Annotated in this window: 23 protein-coding genes; 10 read left to right on the top strand and 13 right to left on the bottom strand. The window is 72.7% G+C overall.

Translation table 11 applies throughout. The features are described from left to right. Positions 1-23 precede the first annotated feature (23 nt). The 3 genes from E1267_RS27970 (at position 24) to E1267_RS27960 (ending at position 2263) form a co-directional block, all read left to right on the top strand. The gene (locus E1267_RS27970) at positions 24-629 is read left to right on the top strand and encodes a cyclodeaminase/cyclohydrolase family protein (RefSeq protein ID WP_132336605.1); all 606 of its coding nucleotides are present in this window, start codon (positions 24-26) and stop codon (positions 627-629) included. Further along, the gene (locus E1267_RS27965; protein ID WP_132336604.1) at positions 626-1453 is read left to right on the top strand and encodes a bifunctional 5,10-methylenetetrahydrofolate dehydrogenase/5,10-methenyltetrahydrofolate cyclohydrolase; all 828 of its coding nucleotides are present in this window, start codon (positions 626-628) and stop codon (positions 1451-1453) included. The genes E1267_RS27970 and E1267_RS27965 overlap by 4 nt, the downstream gene beginning before the upstream one ends. A gap of 81 nt (positions 1454-1534) precedes the next feature. Next, the gene (locus tag E1267_RS27960) at positions 1535-2263 is read left to right on the top strand and encodes a type 1 glutamine amidotransferase (RefSeq protein ID WP_132336602.1); all 729 of its coding nucleotides are present in this window, start codon (positions 1535-1537) and stop codon (positions 2261-2263) included. Here the strand turns inward: E1267_RS27960 and E1267_RS27955 are convergent. After that, the gene (locus E1267_RS27955) at positions 2232-2972 is read right to left on the bottom strand and encodes a sulfite exporter TauE/SafE family protein (RefSeq protein ID WP_246064307.1); all 741 of its coding nucleotides are present in this window, start codon (positions 2970-2972) and stop codon (positions 2232-2234) included. The two genes, E1267_RS27960 and E1267_RS27955, sit on opposite strands and share 32 nt — an antisense overlap. 258 nt (positions 2973-3230) lie before the next feature. Between E1267_RS27955 and E1267_RS27950 the strand changes: the two genes are divergently transcribed. After that, the gene (locus E1267_RS27950; RefSeq protein WP_132336600.1) at positions 3231-3890 is read left to right on the top strand and encodes an endonuclease V; all 660 of its coding nucleotides are present in this window, start codon (positions 3231-3233) and stop codon (positions 3888-3890) included. A gap of 84 nt (positions 3891-3974) precedes the next feature. Here E1267_RS27950 and E1267_RS27945 read toward each other — a convergent pair whose 3' ends face one another. Then, positions 3975-4346, bottom strand: a complete 372-nt coding sequence (locus E1267_RS27945) for a COX15/CtaA family protein (protein WP_132336598.1) — start codon at positions 4344-4346, stop codon at positions 3975-3977. Positions 4347-4451: 105 nt separating this feature from the next. Next, entirely contained in the window at positions 4452-5141 is a 690-nt protein-coding gene (locus E1267_RS27940) for an NADPH-dependent F420 reductase (RefSeq protein WP_132336596.1), read from the bottom strand. 71 nt (positions 5142-5212) lie between these two features. Here E1267_RS27940 and E1267_RS27935 point away from each other — a divergent pair, with 71 nt between their 5' ends. The 5 genes from E1267_RS27935 (at position 5213) to E1267_RS45375 (ending at position 7089) form a co-directional block, all read left to right on the top strand. Next, complete coding sequence (locus tag E1267_RS27935) at positions 5213-5575, top strand: winged helix-turn-helix transcriptional regulator (RefSeq protein WP_132336594.1); 363 nt, start codon at positions 5213-5215, stop codon at positions 5573-5575. 75 nt (positions 5576-5650) lie between these two features. After that, the gene (locus E1267_RS27930; RefSeq protein ID WP_220449709.1) at positions 5651-5860 is read left to right on the top strand and encodes a hypothetical protein; all 210 of its coding nucleotides are present in this window, start codon (positions 5651-5653) and stop codon (positions 5858-5860) included. After that, positions 5857-6075 carry a hypothetical protein gene (locus tag E1267_RS27925; protein WP_132336592.1) on the top strand — a complete coding sequence of 73 codons (219 nt, stop codon included), beginning with the start codon at positions 5857-5859 and terminating at the stop codon, positions 6073-6075. The genes E1267_RS27930 and E1267_RS27925 overlap by 4 nt, the downstream gene beginning before the upstream one ends. A gap of 50 nt (positions 6076-6125) precedes the next feature. Further along, a complete protein-coding gene (locus E1267_RS27920) occupies positions 6126-6683 on the top strand; it encodes a TIGR00645 family protein (RefSeq protein ID WP_132336590.1) in 558 nt (185 codons plus the stop codon). A 52-nt stretch (positions 6684-6735) separates the two neighbouring features. Then, complete coding sequence (locus E1267_RS45375) at positions 6736-7089, top strand: hypothetical protein (protein WP_181957850.1); 354 nt, start codon at positions 6736-6738, stop codon at positions 7087-7089. Positions 7090-7127: 38 nt separating this feature from the next. Here the strand turns inward: E1267_RS45375 and E1267_RS27910 are convergent, their stop codons facing one another. Further along, the gene (locus tag E1267_RS27910; protein WP_246064306.1) at positions 7128-7931 is read right to left on the bottom strand and encodes a Cof-type HAD-IIB family hydrolase; all 804 of its coding nucleotides are present in this window, start codon (positions 7929-7931) and stop codon (positions 7128-7130) included. Between the two features lie 130 nt (positions 7932-8061). Then, on the bottom strand, positions 8062-8538 hold the full coding sequence (locus E1267_RS45820) for a DUF2283 domain-containing protein (protein WP_220449707.1): 477 nt from the start codon (positions 8536-8538) through the stop codon (positions 8062-8064). 211 nt (positions 8539-8749) lie between these two features. On the opposite strand from E1267_RS45820, the gene pyrF reads away from it, so the two are divergent. Continuing rightward, positions 8750-9574, top strand: a complete 825-nt coding sequence (gene pyrF / locus E1267_RS27900; protein ID WP_132336588.1) for an orotidine-5'-phosphate decarboxylase — start codon at positions 8750-8752, stop codon at positions 9572-9574. A gap of 19 nt (positions 9575-9593) precedes the next feature. On the opposite strand, the gene E1267_RS27895 is transcribed toward pyrF, so the two are convergent. Genes E1267_RS27895 through E1267_RS27860 form a run of 8 tightly spaced genes read right to left on the bottom strand, consistent with a single transcriptional unit; the run spans position 9594 to position 17390 of the window. Next, on the bottom strand, positions 9594-9830 hold the full coding sequence (locus E1267_RS27895; RefSeq protein ID WP_132336586.1) for a hypothetical protein: 237 nt from the start codon (positions 9828-9830) through the stop codon (positions 9594-9596). 25 nt (positions 9831-9855) lie between these two features. After that, positions 9856-10740 (bottom strand): ribokinase, encoded by an 885-nt coding sequence (gene rbsK / locus E1267_RS27890; protein WP_132336584.1) that lies wholly within the window; start codon positions 10738-10740, stop codon positions 9856-9858. Further along, positions 10737-12131 (bottom strand): ADP-ribosylglycohydrolase family protein, encoded by a 1395-nt coding sequence (locus E1267_RS27885; protein WP_132336582.1) that lies wholly within the window; start codon positions 12129-12131, stop codon positions 10737-10739. The genes rbsK and E1267_RS27885 overlap by 4 nt, the downstream gene beginning before the upstream one ends. Then, positions 12128-13267 (bottom strand): ADP-ribosylglycohydrolase family protein, encoded by a 1140-nt coding sequence (locus E1267_RS27880; protein ID WP_132336580.1) that lies wholly within the window; start codon positions 13265-13267, stop codon positions 12128-12130. Before E1267_RS27880 ends, E1267_RS27885 begins: the two co-directional genes overlap by 4 nt. Then, a complete protein-coding gene (locus E1267_RS27875) occupies positions 13264-14298 on the bottom strand; it encodes an ADP-ribosylglycohydrolase family protein (RefSeq protein WP_132336578.1) in 1035 nt (344 codons plus the stop codon). Before E1267_RS27875 ends, E1267_RS27880 begins: the two co-directional genes overlap by 4 nt. A 6-nt stretch (positions 14299-14304) precedes the next feature. Continuing rightward, positions 14305-15267: an ADP-ribosylglycohydrolase family protein gene (locus E1267_RS27870; RefSeq protein ID WP_132336576.1), complete on the bottom strand. Its 963-nt coding sequence runs from the start codon at positions 15265-15267 to the stop codon at positions 14305-14307. Continuing rightward, on the bottom strand, positions 15264-16562 hold the full coding sequence (locus tag E1267_RS27865) for an ABC transporter substrate-binding protein (protein WP_132336574.1): 1299 nt from the start codon (positions 16560-16562) through the stop codon (positions 15264-15266). Before E1267_RS27865 ends, E1267_RS27870 begins: the two co-directional genes overlap by 4 nt. A 9-nt stretch (positions 16563-16571) precedes the next feature. Then, a complete protein-coding gene (locus E1267_RS27860) occupies positions 16572-17390 on the bottom strand; it encodes a carbohydrate ABC transporter permease (protein ID WP_132336572.1) in 819 nt (272 codons plus the stop codon). Between the last annotated feature and the right edge of the window lie 157 nt (positions 17391-17547).

The following is a 17547-nucleotide window of genomic DNA, read 5'->3' as shown; positions in this document are numbered from 1 at the left end:
GCAGGGCCTGACAGAATGCCGCCATGCGCGACCAAAAGATCGTCGACTTCCTGGCCGAGCTGGCCGGCAGAGTACCCGCGCCAGGCGGCGGCGCGACCGCGGCCCTGCACGTGGCACAGGCAGCCGCGCTGCTCGGCATGGTGGCCCGCTACACCACCGGAGAGAAGTACGCCGACCACGCAGGCACCGTCGCCGGCGTGATCGACGAGACCGACACCCTGCGAGGGCAGGCGCTGAAGCTGGCGGAGGAGGACGCCGCGGCCTTCACCGCGGTCACCGACGCCTACCGCCTGCCCAAGGGGGAGGAGCGCAGCGCCGCCATCGCGAGGGCGCTGGGCGCGGCCGCCGAGCCGCCCGCGCGCGTGGCCGAGACGGCCACGCGCGTCGTCGAGCTGTGCGAGCTGCTGCTGCCCATCGCCAACCGCAACCTCGTCACCGACGTCGCCGCGGCCGCCGACGCCGCGCGCGCCGCGCTCACCACCGCGAGGGTGAACGTCGAGGTCAACCTGGGCGGCCTCGTGGACGAACGCGTACGCCACGAGCTGGCGGCCCGCCTGTCCGGCGTCGACGCGGCCGTCGCCAGAGCCGACCAGGTGACGGACTCGGTACGCGAGGAGATCAACCCGTGAAGACGTTGCCCGGCAAGGAGCTGGCCGCGGCCGTGCGCGCCCAGACGCAGGCCGAGGCGGCCGCCGGCCCGCAGCCGCGCCTGGCCGTGGTGGTGGCCACGGCCGACGAGGCGAGCCTGTGGTACGTCCGCTCGATCGCCAAGGCGGCGGCCGGCGTGGGCATCGCCTGCGACCTCGTCGACCTGGGCCCCGGCGCGGCCCCCGACCGGATCGGCGAGACGCTGGCCCGCCTCAGCGCCGACCCGAACGTGCACGGCGTGATGATGCAGACGCCTCTGCCCGCGGGCGCGTCCGCGCAGGAGCTGGCCGGCGCGATCGACCCGCGCAAGGACGTCGACGGAGCCAACCCGCTCTCGCTCGGCAGGCTGGCGGCCGGGCTGCCCGCGTTCCCACCCGCCACGGCGGCCGCCGTGATGGCGCTGCTCGACCACTACGAGGTGGAGCTGGAAGGGCGGCGGGCCGTGGTGGCCGGCCGTTCGACCGTGGTGGGCAAGCCGCTGGCGCACCTGCTGCTCGACCGCAACGCCACCGTCACCGTCTGCCACTCGCGCACCCGCGACCTGGCCTCCGTCACCTCCACGGCCGAGGTGCTGGTCGCCGCGGTGGGCCGGGCCGGGCTGATCGGCGCCGCGCACGTCGCGCCCGGCGCGGTGGTGATCGACGTCGGCACCAATCCCACCGAGGACGGCGGGCTGACCGGCGACATCGCCTCCGGCGAGGTGGCCGCCGTGGCGGGCGCGCTCACCCCGGTGCCCGGCGGCGTCGGCCCGGTGACGACCGCGCTCCTGCTCCGCCACACCGCCAGGGCCGCTAACCTGCCGTGACGTCCCCGTTGTCTTCTCGCCCCGGTGTCCCCGCCGGGCGTACCCGCACATGCTCACCGACACACACCGGGAGGCCCCACGATGGGTGATGTCCTGATCGTCCAGAACAGCCGCAGCGGCGGCCCCGGCCGCGTGGGCGAGTGGCTGCGGGACGCCGGGCTGGAACTGGACGTCGTGCACGCCCACGACGGCGCTCCCCTGCCCGCACGCCTGGAGCACAACGCCATGATCGTGCTGGGCGGCGGCTACCTGCCCGGCGACGACGACCGGGCGCCGTGGCTGGCCGGCACCCGGCGGCTGGCGGGCCAGGCGCTGGCGGACGGCGTGCCGTTCTTCGGCATCTGCCTGGGCGGCCAGCTCATCGCCGAAGTGGCGGGAGGCGAGGTGACCGGCGACACCGGTGCCCCCGAGAGCGGCAGCGTCCCGGTCACGATCCGGCCCGAGGCCGGCGCCGACCCGCTGTTCCACGGCCTGCCCCCTGTGGTGCCCGCCATCGAGCACCACAAGGACGCCGTCACCAGGCTGCCCGACGGGGCCGTGCACCTGGCGGAGACGCAGGCGTGCCCGTACCAGGCGTTCCGGGTGGGCGAGCGGGCGTGGGGCGTGCAGTTCCACCCGGAGGTGACGCCCGCGCGCATCCGGGAATGGCGGGCCGAAGGGTTCGACCCCGTCGAGATCTACGAGCAGGCGGTGGCGGACGAGCCGGTGTCCACGCCGATCTGGCGCCGGATCACCGCCAGGTTCTCCGCGCTCGTGAGGGAGCGGGCGGGCGTCCCGGTCAGCTCGCGTACGAGTCCCAGCCCAGCTTGATCGCCACGGCCAGCCCGCAGGCCGCCGCCAGGTACCGCAGGCCGGCGCCCGGGAGCCTACGAGCGATCTTGGGGCCGGTCCACCCACCCAGCAGGAATCCGACCGCCAGCGGCACCGCCGCCCCCCAGTCCACCGGGCCGAACATCGCGAACCCGAGCGCCGCCACCGCGTTCGCCAGCCCGGACAACACGTTCTTCATCGCGTTGAGCTTGGCCGCGGGCTGGGCGAACGTGGCCGCCAGCACGGCGAACACCATCAGCCCTCCGGCCGCGCCGAAATAGCCAACGTAGATCGTCACGGCGAACAACCCCACCCGCGCCGTCATGCCGTGCTCGCCGCTCGCCCGGCCGGACGGCGGGCGGGCCAGCAGCAGCGAGGCCATCGCGATCAGCCACGGCGCGATCAGCTCGAACGTCTCGGCCGGGGTCACCAGCAGCAGGAACGCGCCCGTGGCGCCGCCCACCGCGGCCACCGGGCCCAGCCGGAGCATCCGGCCGCCCTCCCCGGCCAGCTCGGGCCGCGAGCCGGCCGCGGCGCCGATGCCGGTGAAGACGAGGGCGACGGTGTTGGTGACGTTCGCGGTCAGCGGGGGCAGCCCGAACGCGAGCAGCGCCGGATAGGAGACGATCGAGGCGAGGCTCACGACCGTGCTCACCACGCCGGCCACCACACCGACGCCGAGCAGACCGAGCACCTCTCCGACGAGCACCTCGACATGCTAGGCGGTGTCCCGTTCGTCGCTGAGGGTGGGTGGATCGTACGGCACGGTCCCCGTCTCTCACGCGAGCGCCGCGGCGATGGCCTCGGCCGTGGCCTGCCAGATCGGGGTGGCGGGGGTGATGACGTCGAAGTGGTCGCCGGGCAACTCCAGGTACGTCACGTCGTCCCCGGCACGTCCACCGGAACCTCGTTCATGACGACCGACCCTACTCAACGATCTCCGGCCGGGACGGCGTACCTTGATCGGGTGCGGGTACGACGACTTCATCCATGGCCGGCCGGCGTCGCGGAGGCGGAGTCCGTCCAGGACCGGCTGCGCGGACACGTCGAACTGACGGGCCCCACCGACTTCGCGCTGGTGGCGGGCCTGGACGTGCACTACCACGGCGACGACGCGGTGACGGCGGCCGTGGTCGTCCTCGACGGGGACACCCTCGCGGTGGTGGAGCAGGTGGTGGCCGAGGGGAGGGTGGCGTTCCCGTACGTGCCGGGGTTGTTCGCCTTCCGCGAGCTGCCCACCCTGATCGACGCCCTCGAACGGCTCACCGTGACGCCTGATCTGCTGCTCTGCGACGGGTACGGGCTGGCCCATCCGCGCGGGTTCGGGCTGGCCTGCCACCTGGGCGTGCTCACCCGGCTGCCGACGCTGGGGGTGGGCAAGACGCCGTTCGTCGGCACGCATAAGCCTCCCGGGCCGGAACGCGGCTCGTGGACGCCGATCGTCCACGAGGGCTCCACGGTCGGGCGGGCGCTGCGCACGCAGCGGGGAGTCAAACCGGTGTACGTCTCCCAGGGCCATCGCGTCTCCCTGGACACCGTGACCGGCCAGGTCCTCCGCCTGGCTGCCCGCTACCGCCTTCCCGAGCCCATCCGCCACGCCGACCACCTGGCCCGCCACCCCTCCTGACGTGCCGCCGGACCCGGTCCCGCACGCAGCGGAGCGCCGTACGGTTCCGAGTCCGGATGCGGAGAGCCGTGGCCCCGGGGTGCGTCAGCGGCGCCAGGACCAGACGACGAGCCACACGCAGAGCCCGAAGAGCGCCATCCCGAGCGGCACGTGCGTCATCACCGCCCCGGAGCCGCCCAGCATCGACTGGACGAACCCGAGCAGCAAGATCGCCACGCTGACGAGCGCGGGCCAGCCGGCGACGCGGCCCGGACGCCATATCAGCACGGCCACGATGAGCTGCACCAGCCCCAGCAGGTGCACGACGAACGACCCCGTCCCGTGCAGGCCGGCGCCGGCGCCGCTCATGAGCTGGCCGGCCGTCACCGCCTGCGCGAACACGACGGCCGTGTTGAGGACGGCGACGACCTTGAACGCGGTCATGTACCCGCTGCCCTTGGCGACCTCGGTTACCACTGGACTTCTCCTTCGGCCTGGTGTGAAGGCCTCCAGGATGATCCCGGAGCGGGCGCCGCGGCATCCGCCGGCCGTCGTCATCCCCACTACGCCCCTCGTCGTACGTCAGGTCCGCCCGTGGGTTCCCGACGAGGCCAGCGGCGGCAGGACGGCCTGGGCGTCGGCGCCCCCGAACCACAACCCGATCACGAACGCGGCGGTCGCCTCCAGCTGCATCGCCCGGTCGAGGCCTCCCCCGTCCAGCGGGGTGCAGCCGAGGCCGGCGACCAGCGTGCGGGCCGCGTCCATGGCGCCGGGGTCGTCGCCGCACAGCGGCACGGCCAGCGGACGCCCGTCGAACACCGGCGGCGTCATCCGCCACACGTCCACGTGACACAGGTTGAACGCCTTCACGACATGACCTCCGGTGAGATCCCGGATCATGCGTGCGATCGGTCGCGTGGGGTCATATCGGTCAGGGGCGGCAGCATTGGTCACGTCGATGACAGGCTTGTCCCGCATTGACGGACGTGCGGCCTGGAGCACGTCCACCAGGCCCGCCTCCCTGACGGCGACCACCACGACCTCACCGAACCCGGCCGCCTCCGCCCACGTCCCGGCCCGCACGTCCACCTCGGCGGAAGCCGCCGGCGCCGCCACGAGCTGCCGGCGGGCGGCCTGGGCTCGCACCCTTTCTGCCTGGGCCGCGCTCCGGTCCAGGTCGCGGCCGCTGATCATGACCGGATGGCCCGCGCCGGCCCACTGGGTGCCGAGGGCGTCCGCCATGTTGCCGGCGCCCAGGATCCCGATACGCATGTTCGTCCTCCAAGAAGGGGTTTGCTTGGATGACAACGGTAGAAATCCCGTCGCACACCATCCGGTGCCTAATGGAGGCTTCGTTGTTCCTCGCCGACTGTCAGGCCAGGCTCGCCTTCGACCTGGTCGCCAACACCTGGAACGCGGTCGTCGTCTGGGCGCTGCGCCATGGCCCGCGACGTCCGGGGCGGCTGCGGGAGGAGATCGGCGGGATCAGCCCGAAGGTCCTCACGGAGACGCTGCGCCGCCTGGAGTTCAACGGCCTGGTGGTACGGCGCGCCTACGCCGAGGCTCCGCCCCGCGTGGAGTACGAGCTGACCGAGCTGGGACGCAGCCTCCTGGGGCCGATCGAGGCGTTCGGCGTGTGGGCGTCCGACCACGCCGACGACGTCATGGCCGCCCAGGACCGCCGATCCCGCGATCACATGATGTAAGAAATCTTTAACCCAGCGTGACTTTCCCACTACTCTGGGTAGCGTCAGTTCGACATCCCGTACCCAGGAGGTTCGATGTTGCCCACCCCTCGGCGGATCATGGTCGCCGTGGTCGCCGCCGGCGGCCTGGCCCTGTCCGCCGCCCCCGCCGCCCATGCCGTCGTCGACCCCTTTCAGCTGGGGACCTGCCTGCTCGCGTCCCCCGCTGAGCTGAGCGGCCTGGTCGATCCCGCGGCACTGACCGCGCCGGCGGAGCTTCCGGTCGTCGGCTGCCTTCAGCCATGACCGCCACCGTCCCGGGCCATGACCCGTCGTCCGGCGGCGTCGCCCGCGTGGGCGAGGAGCGGCGGCGAGGAGCTCCGCCGACGTTCCGCGTCGTGATCTCCGCAGCCGTGCTTGTGGCCGGCGCGTCCCCGATCCCGCTGGATCCGCTCGGCAACGGCTCGCCGCTCATCGATGTGGAGACCGTGGTCCAGCACATCAACGTACTGACGTCCTAGTGAGACTCGCGCAAGTACCCGTGACCGCGTCGCGCGCGAGGTCACAGAAGATGCCGGCACGGGTCGGCTACGTCATGTTCCTGAGCCGATGGATTCAGGCCCCGCTCTACCTGGGGCTGATCGTCGCCCAGGTCGTCTACGTGTGGCGCTTCATGGCGGAGCTGATCCATCTGATCCATCTCGGGTTCGGCGGCACGCCGGCCGAGACCACGGTCATGCTGATCGTCCTCGGACTCGTGGACGTCGTCATGATCTCCAACCTGCTGATCATGGTCATCATCGGCGGCTACGAGACGTTCGTCTCGCGGCTGCGCATCGAGGGCCATCCTGACCAGCCCCAGTGGCTCTCGCACGTCAACGCCAACGTGCTGAAGGTCAAGCTGGCCATGGCCATCATCGGCATCTCGTCCATCCATCTCCTCCAGATCTTCATCAACGCGGCCAGACCGGCCATCACCGACAGGGAGTTGCTATGGAAAACACTGATCCACCTGACCTTCGTGGTCTCGGCGCTGGCTCTGGCGCTGATCGACCGGATGATGGAGGGCGGACGGCCACAGCACGACACCGGCGACGGCGTCAACCCCGCCAGCATGCAGGCCGCCTAGGCAGGCCGGCGCACCTCGCCGTGACGCGGTGGTGCCGAGGGTGGGGGTTCTGATGGGAACGAGGCGTCTCGTCGCGGCGGGGCTCGGGGCCGCGGTGGCGAGCGTGACGTTCCCGTACGCCGCGCAGGGTGCGGTCACGCCGCCGCCTGCGGCGATCGCCCAGGCTCCGGCGCCCGGCACGGCCGCCGAACCCGCCGAACCCGCCGAACCCGCTGAGCCGGCGGAGCCCGCGGAGCCCGCTGCGGCTTCGGGCAAGTCGCTCGTCGGTGACGTGATCATCTTCAATGACGAGATCGTCGAGCCTGTGTCGGCTCCGGTGAGCACGTGCGGCGGGCTGGTGCCCGTGCTCAGCACCGCACCCGGTTCCTGCGACGGGGCCTCGCGCGTCTCCGACGACGACGCCTGACCCGGACGTGCCCGCCCACACCGTGGGCGGGCACGTCCTCAGCCGTACAGGCCTTCGAGCACCGCGGCCACGCCGTCCTCGTCGTTGGACAGCGTGCGCCGCTCGATCGCCGCCAGCACCAGATGGTGCGCGTTCGCCATGGCGTAGCCGGCGCCCGCGTACGCGAGCACCGCCAGATCGTTGGGCATGTCGCCGAACGCCACCACCTCGCCGGCCTCGACCCCGCGCTCCCTGCAGAGCCGGTCGAGCGCGCCGGCCTTCGTCACCCCCGGCGCGCTGATCTCCAGCAGCCCCTCTACCCCGGAGTACGTCACCTCGGCCTGGCCCTCGACGGCCGCCACGACGGCGGTGAACATCTCGTCGGCGGTGTGCGCGGCCGACATGGCGAGCAGCTTGACGATGGGCTCGCCCTCGTCGAACACCGATCCGACCTCGCGGTAGTACGCCAGGTCGTCGACGAGACGACGGGTGTAGGCGGCCTCGGTCAGCACGTTCCTGCCCGTCTCGACGGCGATGCCGACGCCGGGGATGGCCTCGGCCAGCGTGGCGGCGACTGTTCTGGCCGCTTCGGGCGTGAGCGGACGGCTGTGGATGATCTCGTCGGCGGCCACGTCGTAGGTGACGGCTCCGTTGCTGCAGATCGCGATGCCGGTGACGCCGGTCTGCTCGGCGATCGCGCGGACGCCGCGCGGCGCCCTTGCGGTGACGAAGACGATCTCGGCGCCGGCCGCCCGCGCGGACCGCAGCGCCTTCCTGGTGCGAGGGGTGATGGTGCCGGTCGAGGTCAGGAGGGTTCCGTCGAGGTCGGTGGCCACGATGCGCGGCGAGATCACGGTGCTCACCCCGGCGATTATCCCTGGCCCGCCTCGTACGTCAGGTCCGTGGTCGTCCCCTGACGGCGGCGCGCACCCCTGGACCGCGGCCTTCGCGCGCCTCCTTCCCCGGCCGGCCGGCAGGCGACCGCTCGTCCGGTCAGAGCCGCAGCTCGGGCGGGAGCACCGCGGCCGCGTTCATGATCTCCAGGCCGAGCAGCCGCCCGGTCTCGCCGTAGTCGAGGATGACGTCGCCGGCTTCGACCTGGCGTACCGCCTCACCTGGCGACATCTCATGGCGCATGGAGACGTAGGCAAGGTCGTGTTCCTGGTCCACGCTCACGTACACCGTGCGCGCCCGCCGGCCCGACGGCGCGTCGTCCCAGCTCAGCAGCCCCTCCTTGGCCTCGTGGGACCCGGCGAGCGCGGCCCGCACCGTGGCCATCGCCAGCCCGATCGCCTCCATCGAGTCGAACGCCGTGACCTTCCTTTCGTGCTCCCACCCGGCGAGCCCGTCGATGCGGTACGGGCACGACCACTCGCCGTCCGGCTCCTCGTACGGCAGGCCGAGCGTGACGACCACGTCACTGGGTGGATCGGTGCGTAGCACCAGCACACGATGGGCGATCTCGTACATGTCTGCTGATCTACCCCTGAGGCCGCGCGAGGAAGACTCGGATTGCACACCCTGTTCTGCATGGGCAGTCCTGTCCCGTATGGTCACCGGAGAACCGTTCTGCCATGGCCGCGCGGGGCCGGGTCCGAAGGTCGTGGCGGTGGTCGTGAGATTTGCCGGGCGGCACCATGTCGCGGGCTGGAGCCCGGGGTCTCCAGCGAAGGAGGAGCCGATGAATGACACGTTCGGGGCGCGCCTGAGAGCCAGGCTCGACGCGTACGGACCGCTCTGCGTGGGCCTCGACCCGAGTCCGGCGCTGCTGCACGCCTGGGGGCTCGATGACTCCCCCGCCGGTCTTGAGCGCTTCAGCCGCACGGTCGTCGACGAGGTGGGCGACGTGGTCGCGGTGGTCAAGCCGCAGTCGGCCTTCTTCGAGCGCTGGGGCAGCCGCGGCATCACCGTGCTCGAACGCACGATCGCCGACCTGCGCGAGGCCGGCACGCTGGTGCTGCTCGACGTCAAGCGGGGCGACATCGGCAGCACGATGGCCGCCTACGCGGAGGCGTACCTCGACAGGGGCGGCCCGCTGGCGGCCGACGCGGTGACGCTCAGCCCCTACCTGGGGTTCGGCTCGCTCGAGGTGGCGATCACGTCGGCCATGGTCAACGACGCGGGCGTGTTCGTGCTGGCCCGCACCTCCAACCCCGAGGCCGCCCCGCTGCAGCGGCACGTGGCCGGGCAGGTGATCGCCGCCGCGGCGGCGGCTAACGCGGGTCACACGCCGTTCGGGCCGGTCGGGCTGGTCATGGGAGCCACGCTGCCCGAGCTCGGCGAACCGCTCGGCGACCTCAACGGCCCGATCCTCGCGCCGGGCCTGGGTGTCCAGGGGGCCACCCCCGCCGACGTGGCCCGGGTGTTCGCGTCCGTCCGTCATGCCGTCGTGCCGTCGGTCTCCAGGGCCGTGCTCACCGACCCCAAGCAGGTGCGCTCGCGCACGCTCGACTACCGGGACGAGTGCGCCGCCCTTCTGGGGGCCAAGGTCGCCGCCCAGAAGTGAGTGGCGACGCACGTGACGGTCAGCCGGTGGGGCCGGCGTCGGGGCGGACGACCTCGTTCCCGTTCTCCTCTTCCTCCCCGGAGTCCTCCTGCGGGCCCTTCTCCTGGGGGCCCTCCTGCGGGTCGTCCACGGGGAGGTCGGCGGAGACGGGACGGCGGCTCGTCGGCGTGCCGGCGCCCGACCGTTCGGCGACGACGTCGCTCTCGCCCTCCACCCTGCCGACCGCGTCGGGTTTGTCCTCTGGTTTCTCGCTCATGGTCACCACCTGCCCAGGCGGCACCTCATGAGACCTGCCGGTCGATCTCCTCGCGGGCCGGCATCGACGTGCTGGCCCCCTCGCGCTGCACCGACAGCGCCGCCGCCGCCGAGGCGAAGGTGAGGGCGTCGGCCATCGCACGCCCCTCGGAACGGGCCACGGCCAGCGCGCCCACGAACGTGTCACCGGCCGCCGTCGTGTCCACGGCCTTCACCGGCACCGACGGCACACGCAGCCGCTCCCCCGACCGAGACCCGAACAGCGCCCCCTGCGAGCCCAGCGTGATCACCGCCTCCTCGACCCGTTCGAGCAGCGCGTCGAGGGCCGCGTCCACGCCTGCGACGCCGGTGATGGCGGCCGCCTCGTGCTCGTTCGGGACGATCGTCGTGACCGCGTCGAGCAGTTCCTCCGGCAGGGGCCGCGCGGGCGCCGGCGTGAGGAACACCGGCACGCCCGCCGCCCTCGCCCCTCGCGCCGCCTCGACGACCGCCTCCAGCGGCAGTTCCAGCTGCAGCAGCAGTGCCTGGGACGCCGCGATCACGGCCAGGTCGTCAGCGGACGGTCCGGTGACCGTGCCGTTCGCACCCGGCACGACCACGATCGAGTTGCCTCCGGCGTCGTCGACCACGATGTGCGCGATGCCGCTGGGCCCCGGCACCTGGCGCAGGCCGCGCACGTCGACGCCGGCCTCCGCCAGCGTGGCGCGCATCTCCGCGCCGAAAGCGTCGTCGCCGGCCGCCCCGAGGAACGCCACCCGCGCCCCCGCGCGGGCCGCGGCGATCGCCTGGTTGGCGCCCTTGCCGCCGGGGATGGTGCGGAAGTGGTGCCCGGTGACCGTCTCGCCGCGTTTGGGGGCTTCTGAGACGTACGCGACGAGGTCCATGTTGGCGCTGCCGAAAACCGAGATCATGGGGTCATCATCTCCTGTGTACGGGCGGCCAGCTCCTCCAGGCCCACCCCGTCGAACCCGGTGAGGCTGCTGGCCAGGCGGTCACGCATACGCCAGCGGCCGGGCACCCCACCGTTCAGCGCGCCCGCGACGGACCCGGCCGTGGCCCCCGCCGAGTCGGTGTCCCAGCCGCCGGCGACCGCCCCGGCGATGGTGGCGGTGAAGTCGCCCCCGCCGTGGATCAGCGTGGCGGCGACCAGGGCCGCGTTGTTGACCGTGTGCACCCAGTGCAGGGAGCCGTGGCGTTCGTGGAGGCGGTCGACGACCCGTTCGAAGTCGTCCTCGCGTCCGGCGTCCGCGACGGCCAGGCGTACGGCCTCGTGCAGCCGCGACCGCTCGGGCACCACGGACAGCCCCGCCCGCACCACCTCCTCCGCCGACGTGGCCACCAGGGAGGAGGCGCACATCGCGGCCACGAACATCGCCCCGTAGATCCCGTTCGCGGTGTGCGTCAGCCGCGCGTCGCGCCAGGCGTGCTCCGCGGCGGTGGCCGGGTCGCCGGGGTTGACCCAGCCGTACACGTCCGCCCTGATCAGCGCTCCGATCCACTCGCGGAACGGGTTGCGGTGGGTGGCCGTGCGCGGCGGCTCGACGCCGTCCAGGAGGTTGCGGTACGCGACCCGCTCGGCGGTGAACGTACGGCCGGCGGGGAGCTCGTCGAGCCACAACCTGGCCACATCGCCGGTGGTGAAGCCGTGGCCATGGCGTTCCAGCACGGTCAGGGCCAGCAGCGGGTAGTTGAGGTCGTCGTCCTCGGGGATGCCGTCGATGTTCTCGGCCAGGGAGTTGACCGCGCTGCGACGGTTCCAGGGCCAGCGGCGCGCGACGTCGTCAGGCAGGCCCTTCGCCGTGAACCAGCCCCTGATGGGCCAGTTGCCGGTGGACTCGGCGATCTCCCTGATGCCCTCGCGCGGGATCTTCTCGACGGGTTTGCCCAGCACGCACCCGGCCGCCCGGCCGAGCCAGGCGCCCAGCACCCGTACGGGGTCGGCCACGCCTCGTCCGGCGCGCGGACCAAGCCCGGCGGGTGGCGGGGAGGCGCCGGGGCGGCGGCCGGGCCAGCCGGGGCAGGCGGCGATGATGCCGTCCAGGTCGGACGGCTCGTCGAGGGGTGAGGGGATGGCCGCCAGCTCGTCCAGCAGTTCCCCGGCCAGCCCTCTCAGTCGCGCGGCGTCCGGGCCGGAGGCGCCCGCGCGTGGCGGGGCGCCATGTCCTCCGGCGGCGTGCCACCGGGCCGCGATCTGGCGCACCCGTTCCCCGGTACCGCTCGCGCCGGCGCGGCCGTCCTCGGCGGCCTGGCGGAGTTCGTGGCCGATCAGGTCCTCGGGCTGGACCCAGGTGAGCCGGATCACCGGCGGTCCAGGGCGGCGAAGGCGGCCTCGTGGTCGCGCCGCCGCGCGAGGTCGTCGGCGTGCACCCGGCGGGCGACCCCGGCGATGGCGAGCCCGGGGGCCACCAGGTCCGTACGGCTGGCGGCGCCGACCTGCTCCACCCACTCCCCCGGCACGGAGGACAACCCTCCGAGCGCCCCCGCGATGGCCCCGCCCATGGAGGCGATCGAGTCGGCGTCGCGCCCGTAGTTGACGCCGCCGAGCACGGTGTCGCGGTAGCCGCCCTTGGCGATCACCAGGAACCCGAGCGCGAGCGGCAACTCCTCGATGCTGTGCGTACGGCTCGGCCGCCGCGCCCCGAGCCCCTGGTCGCGGTAGGTGTCGGCGACCGTGTCGTACGGCCGCATGGCGGCCCTCAGCGCATCGAACGAGCCCTCCCAGTGCCCGATCCCGGTGGCGGCCTCGCAGACGGCCTCGATGGCGGCCCTGGTGCCGTCCTTGGCCAGGCGCAGGCAGGTGGCGACCACGGAATCGGGCGTGGCGCCCGGCCGCATGGCCTCGGCGACGGCGGCGGCCATCACCCCGGCGGCCTCGCGGCCGTAGCTGGACTGGTGGGCTCCGGTCAGGTCGATGGCCTCGGCGTAGGCGGCGTCGGGATCGGCGGCGTTGACGATGCCGACGGGGGCGACGTACATGGCGGCGCCACAGTTCACGATATTTCCGACACCGGCCTCGCGCGGGTCCACGTGCCCGTAGTGCAGCCTCGCCACGATCCACTTCTCGGCCAGGAAGATCCGCTGCAGCGGCAGCGCCTCGGCCTCCAGCTCGGGGATCCACCGCCGCTCGCCCATCAGCTCCGGCACCAGGTGCTCGGCCATCGCGTACGCCCCGAGGTGCCCGCCCGCCTTCTCGTAGACCCGGATCAGGGCGTGCGTCATCAACGTGTCGTCGGTGATGTGACCGTCGCCCTTGTGGTACGGCGCGATCGGCCGGGCGTTGCGCCAGTCCTCGTTGAACGGCGGCACGATGCCCTCGACGCGGCCCGCGTACCGCTCGACGATCTGTTCGGGAGTCCAGCCCTCGGTGGCGCCGCCCAGCGCGTCACCGACCGCCGCACCCGCCACGCAGCCGGTGGCCCTGTCCTCAAGCGGCGTCATGCGATTCCCTCCGTGACATCGTTCGCGAGTTCGATCAGATCCAGGCCCGCCAGGTCAGGCAGGCAGCAGCCGGCCAGCGTACGAGCCGGCGCGATCCACCCCTCCGGGATCGCGCCGAGCCCGCCGCAGGCCCCCGTGAGCGCTCCGGTCAGCGCGGGCGCCGAGTCGGCGAGCGCGGCCAGGCACGCGGCCGCGGGCACGGCCCGGCTCAGGTCCCCGCCCGACACCTCGGCCAGCGCCAGCGCGACGGGCACCGTCTGGGCCGCGCCGACGCCGTAGCTGTAGACGTGGTCGAGCAGCGCCGCGTCCAGCGCCGGTACGGCGGCGAACGGGTCGCCCGCCGCCCGCGCGGCCTGGACCGCCAGGCGGGCGTTGTGGCCGATGGCGGTGCCGCCGGGCAGCACGCTCAGCGCGGCCTCGACGGCGCCCGCCGCCGAACCCGAGGCCACGGCCTCGGCCACCGCGGCGGCCATGGCCCTGGCGCCGAGGAGGCCGTCGCCGGCGTTCGTCACCTCCGCGTCCGGCGTCGGGTCCCTGCCCAGGACCCCGAACGCGACGGCCCTGACGGCGGCGGCGTCGTCGAAGAAGTGCGGATTGTCGTGCCCGGACGCGGGCGGCTCCACGTCCTTGGCGAGGTTGTCCAGCGCGGTCGCCACCGAGATGCGCGCCCGGACGGGACCGCCGCCCGCCTCTCCCAAAGCGGAGGCCGCACCCTCACCGGCCGTTCCCGGTTGCGGGTCGATGAGGCCCCTGAACGCCTCGGCCCGCGGCCGGTCGATGGTGAGCGCCGTCCACGCCAGCCACTCGGCGTCGTCGGACGGGCCGACGCGCAGCGGCGCCACCGGCTGGTTCAGCGCGAACGGCACCGGCAGCGTGGTCACGCCGTGTTCTTCCGCGAACGTGTCCAGCTCCCTGTGCAGCCTCCGGCTCCAGGGCGCGTGCAGCGCCGCCCGGTGCCTGGCGGCGGGCCATCCGGCCGCGTCGCCCACGGCGAGCCCGGCGAAGGCTCCCCTGATCCTGTCCCCCGACATCGTGATCTACAGCCTTTCCGCCAGTTCGTCGGCGACGTCCCGCACATGTCTCCCGGCCACGACGGGCAGGCACTTGCCCGTCACCGGCCCGATCCTCCCGGCCCACCGCCGGGGCACGCCGTGCTCTCCGCGCCCGGCTCCCGCCACGGCCCCGGCGATCGCGCCGATCGTGTCGGCGTCCCTGCCGAGGCTCACCCCGAACGTCACCGACGCCTCCACGTCGCCGCCGCCCGCGAGGAAGGCCGCGAACGCCAGCGCCACGGCTTCGGGCGCCACGTCGGTCCAGGGGTAGTGGCGTACGACCACGGCCTCGTGCAGCGCCTCGACGACGCCCGGTCCTGCCGCCTCGGCGTCGAGCACGTCGCGTACGCGGACGATGTTCCTGGAGGTCCAGGAGTCGGCGGGGACCACCGCGAGCGCGGCGTCCACGACCGCGTCAGGGGCGGCGCCGCCGATGGCGGCGGCCACCGCGCCGGCGACGGCGCGGCCGCCCAGGATGCCCTCACCGGCCGCGCTGACCAGCCCGTCCTGCTCCACCAGCCGGGCCGCCTCCGCCGGATCACCCGGGCAGAAGATCCCGTACGGCGCCGCCCGCATGGCCAGCCCGTCCGACCAGCCGTGGGCGTGCACGAGCCCGGTCAGCGGCGGCTCAAGCCCCCGGCGCAGCGCCTCGACGGTGCCCAGTTCGGAGAACCCGGCCCCGCGCATCGGCCCGGCGATCGCGGGCAGGATCTCCCGCCGGTACGCGGCGGCGACGTCCTGGCTGGTCAGCGCATGGCCGTGGCGGATGAGGAGAGAGGCGGCGAAGATCGCGTACTCGGTGTCGTCGGTGCCGCCGCCCTCGATCTCGGTGAGCCGTCCCCACCTGCGCCGGATCTCCGACGGCGTCAGGTTCTCGGCGGGGGCGCCCAGGGCGTCGCCGGCCGCCAGGCCGAGCAGGCACCCCCGGGCCCGGTCACGAAAAGTCACCGCTGGTACCGCTCCAACACCTTGTTGCCGTCTTCGACCAGCCTCTTGGCCACCTCGTCGATGGTGATCTTGTTGGCGAAGTATTCCTGCAGGACCGGCGTGGCCACCTTGCTCTTCCACTCGTCGAAGCCGTTCACCTTGAGGAACGGCGCCACGACGAGGTTCTTGGCGGAGGCCGTGGCCACGTCCCAGCCGTTCTCCTCGGTCGTGATCGCCGGGTCGGCGGCGGCCTTCTGTGAGGTCGGCAGCAGCCAGTCGCCCTTGGCGAGCTTGGCCTGGTTGGAGCCGTTGAGGAAGAACGAGATGAACTTCATGGCCTCGTCGGGGTGCTCGCTGTCCTGCGCGATCGACAACGTCTGCGAGACCGCGCCCTGCTGGGCGGTGGTGCCCTTCGGGCCGGGCAGGGTGACCCACTCGAAGCCGTCCGGCGCCTGCTCGGCGACCTGCTGGCGCAGGTAGACCCCGGCGGGCAGCAGCGCGAACTTGCCCTTGTAGAAGGCGGGCAGCGGGTCGGCGGTGCCCTGGCCGAGCGCGGCGGGGTCGGCCGACCTGTCCGTGTAGAGCTGGTCGTGGATGCGCTGGAGCACCTCGCGCTCCTCGGGCCCCACCTTGACCGTGGTCTTGCCGCCGGCGGCCTGGAAGAACGTGCCGCCGAAGTTGAGCGCCAGGTTGAGCGTCTTGTTGACCGGCGACTTCATCGGCCAGGCCACGCCGTACGTGTCGCCCTCGGTCATCTTCTTGGCCGCCGCGGAGAACTCGTCCCACGTCCACGGAGCGTCCGCCGTCGGGATGCGCACCTTGGCCGCGTCGAGCAGCTTCTTGTTGGCGATGATGACCTGCGACTCCTGGAGGAACGGCACGCCGTAGACGCCCTGCTCGCCCTTGCCGCCGTCGAAGGTGACGGTGTCCCAGGCGGACTGGGGGATGTCGTTCTTCAGCTCGGCGGGCAGCTGGTCGCGCAGGTCGAGCAGGTAGCCGTCGGTGGCGAAGCCGGCCAGCGCGGGGGAGTCGTTGTGGATCACGTCGGGGGCCGTGCCGCCGGCGAACTGGGTGACGAGCTGGTCGTTGACGTTGTCCCAGCTGCCCTGGACGTAGGTGACCTGGATGTTGGGGTTGGCCTTGTTCCACTCCTCCACGAGCTGCTTGTTGGCGGCCACGGACTCCTTCTGCCACGCCAGGCTGAGGAAATCGATCTTCACCGGCTCGTTCGAGGAGGACTCGCCGCCTCCTCCCCCGCCGCACGCCGTGGTGAGCGCGGCGGTCGCCACCACCGCCAGAGCGGACTTGATACGCATATGAGCCTCCTAGCCCTTGACGGCGCCGGCCATCAGGCCGGACTTCAGGCGCCGCTGGATGATTGCGAAGAAGATCAGGCTCGGGATGGTCGCCATGAGCGACGCCGCGGCCAGCGGGCCCAGCCTGGCCACCCCCTCGGGGCCGGTGAATCTCACCAGCGTCAGCGGGAGCGTCATGACATCGGGGTTCTGCAGGATCACGAGGGCGAACATGAATTCGTTCCACGACGAGATGAACGCGAACAGCAGCGTGGCCACCACGCCCGGCGCGAGCAGCGGCGCCACCACGGACGCGATCGAGCGCAGCCGGGAGGCGCCGTCCACGGCCGCCGCCTCCTCCAGCTCGGGCGGGACCGCGCGCACGTACCCCTGCAACATCCACAGAGCGAACGGCAGCGTGAACGTCACGTGCACGGCCACCAGACCCGGAAGCGTGTTCACCAGGTCCATCTCGCGCAGGATCATGAAGAGCGGGATGATGATCAGGATGAACGGGAACACCTGGCTGACCAGCACCCACCCGAGCGCGACCCGGTTGAGCAGGCTGCGGTAGCGGGCCATGGCGTAGGAGGCCGGCAGCGAGATCAGCACCGTGATCACGCTGCTGAACAGCGCCACGATCAGGCTGCGCACCGCCGCGCCCACCAGGTCCTGCTCGCCGAACGCGTCGGTGAAGTTGGCCAGGGTCGGCTCGCGCGGAACCCACGTCGGCTCGGTCAGCGCCATCTCCTGCGGCGTCTTGAGCGCCGTCGACAGCAGCCAGATCAGCGGGAACGCCAGGAAGACGATGTACGCGGCCAGCGCGGCGTACTGCGGAAGGCGTCTCATCGGTTCTCCCTCATCTGCCGCCACAGGTACAACCCGAGCACCGCGAGCACGACGATCGCCATGGCGAGGCCGAGCATCGAGGCGTAGCCCGCGAACCGGTAGCGGAACGCCTCCTCGTAGGCGAACAACATCGGCAGCCGCGTCTGCCCGCCCGGCC

It is taken from the genome of Nonomuraea longispora (assembly GCF_004348345.1).
Lineage (GTDB): Bacteria > Actinomycetota > Actinomycetes > Streptosporangiales > Streptosporangiaceae > Nonomuraea > Nonomuraea longispora.
The sequence above is the reverse complement of the archived record's forward strand: the minus strand, read 5'-3'. Positions and strand labels throughout refer to the sequence as shown.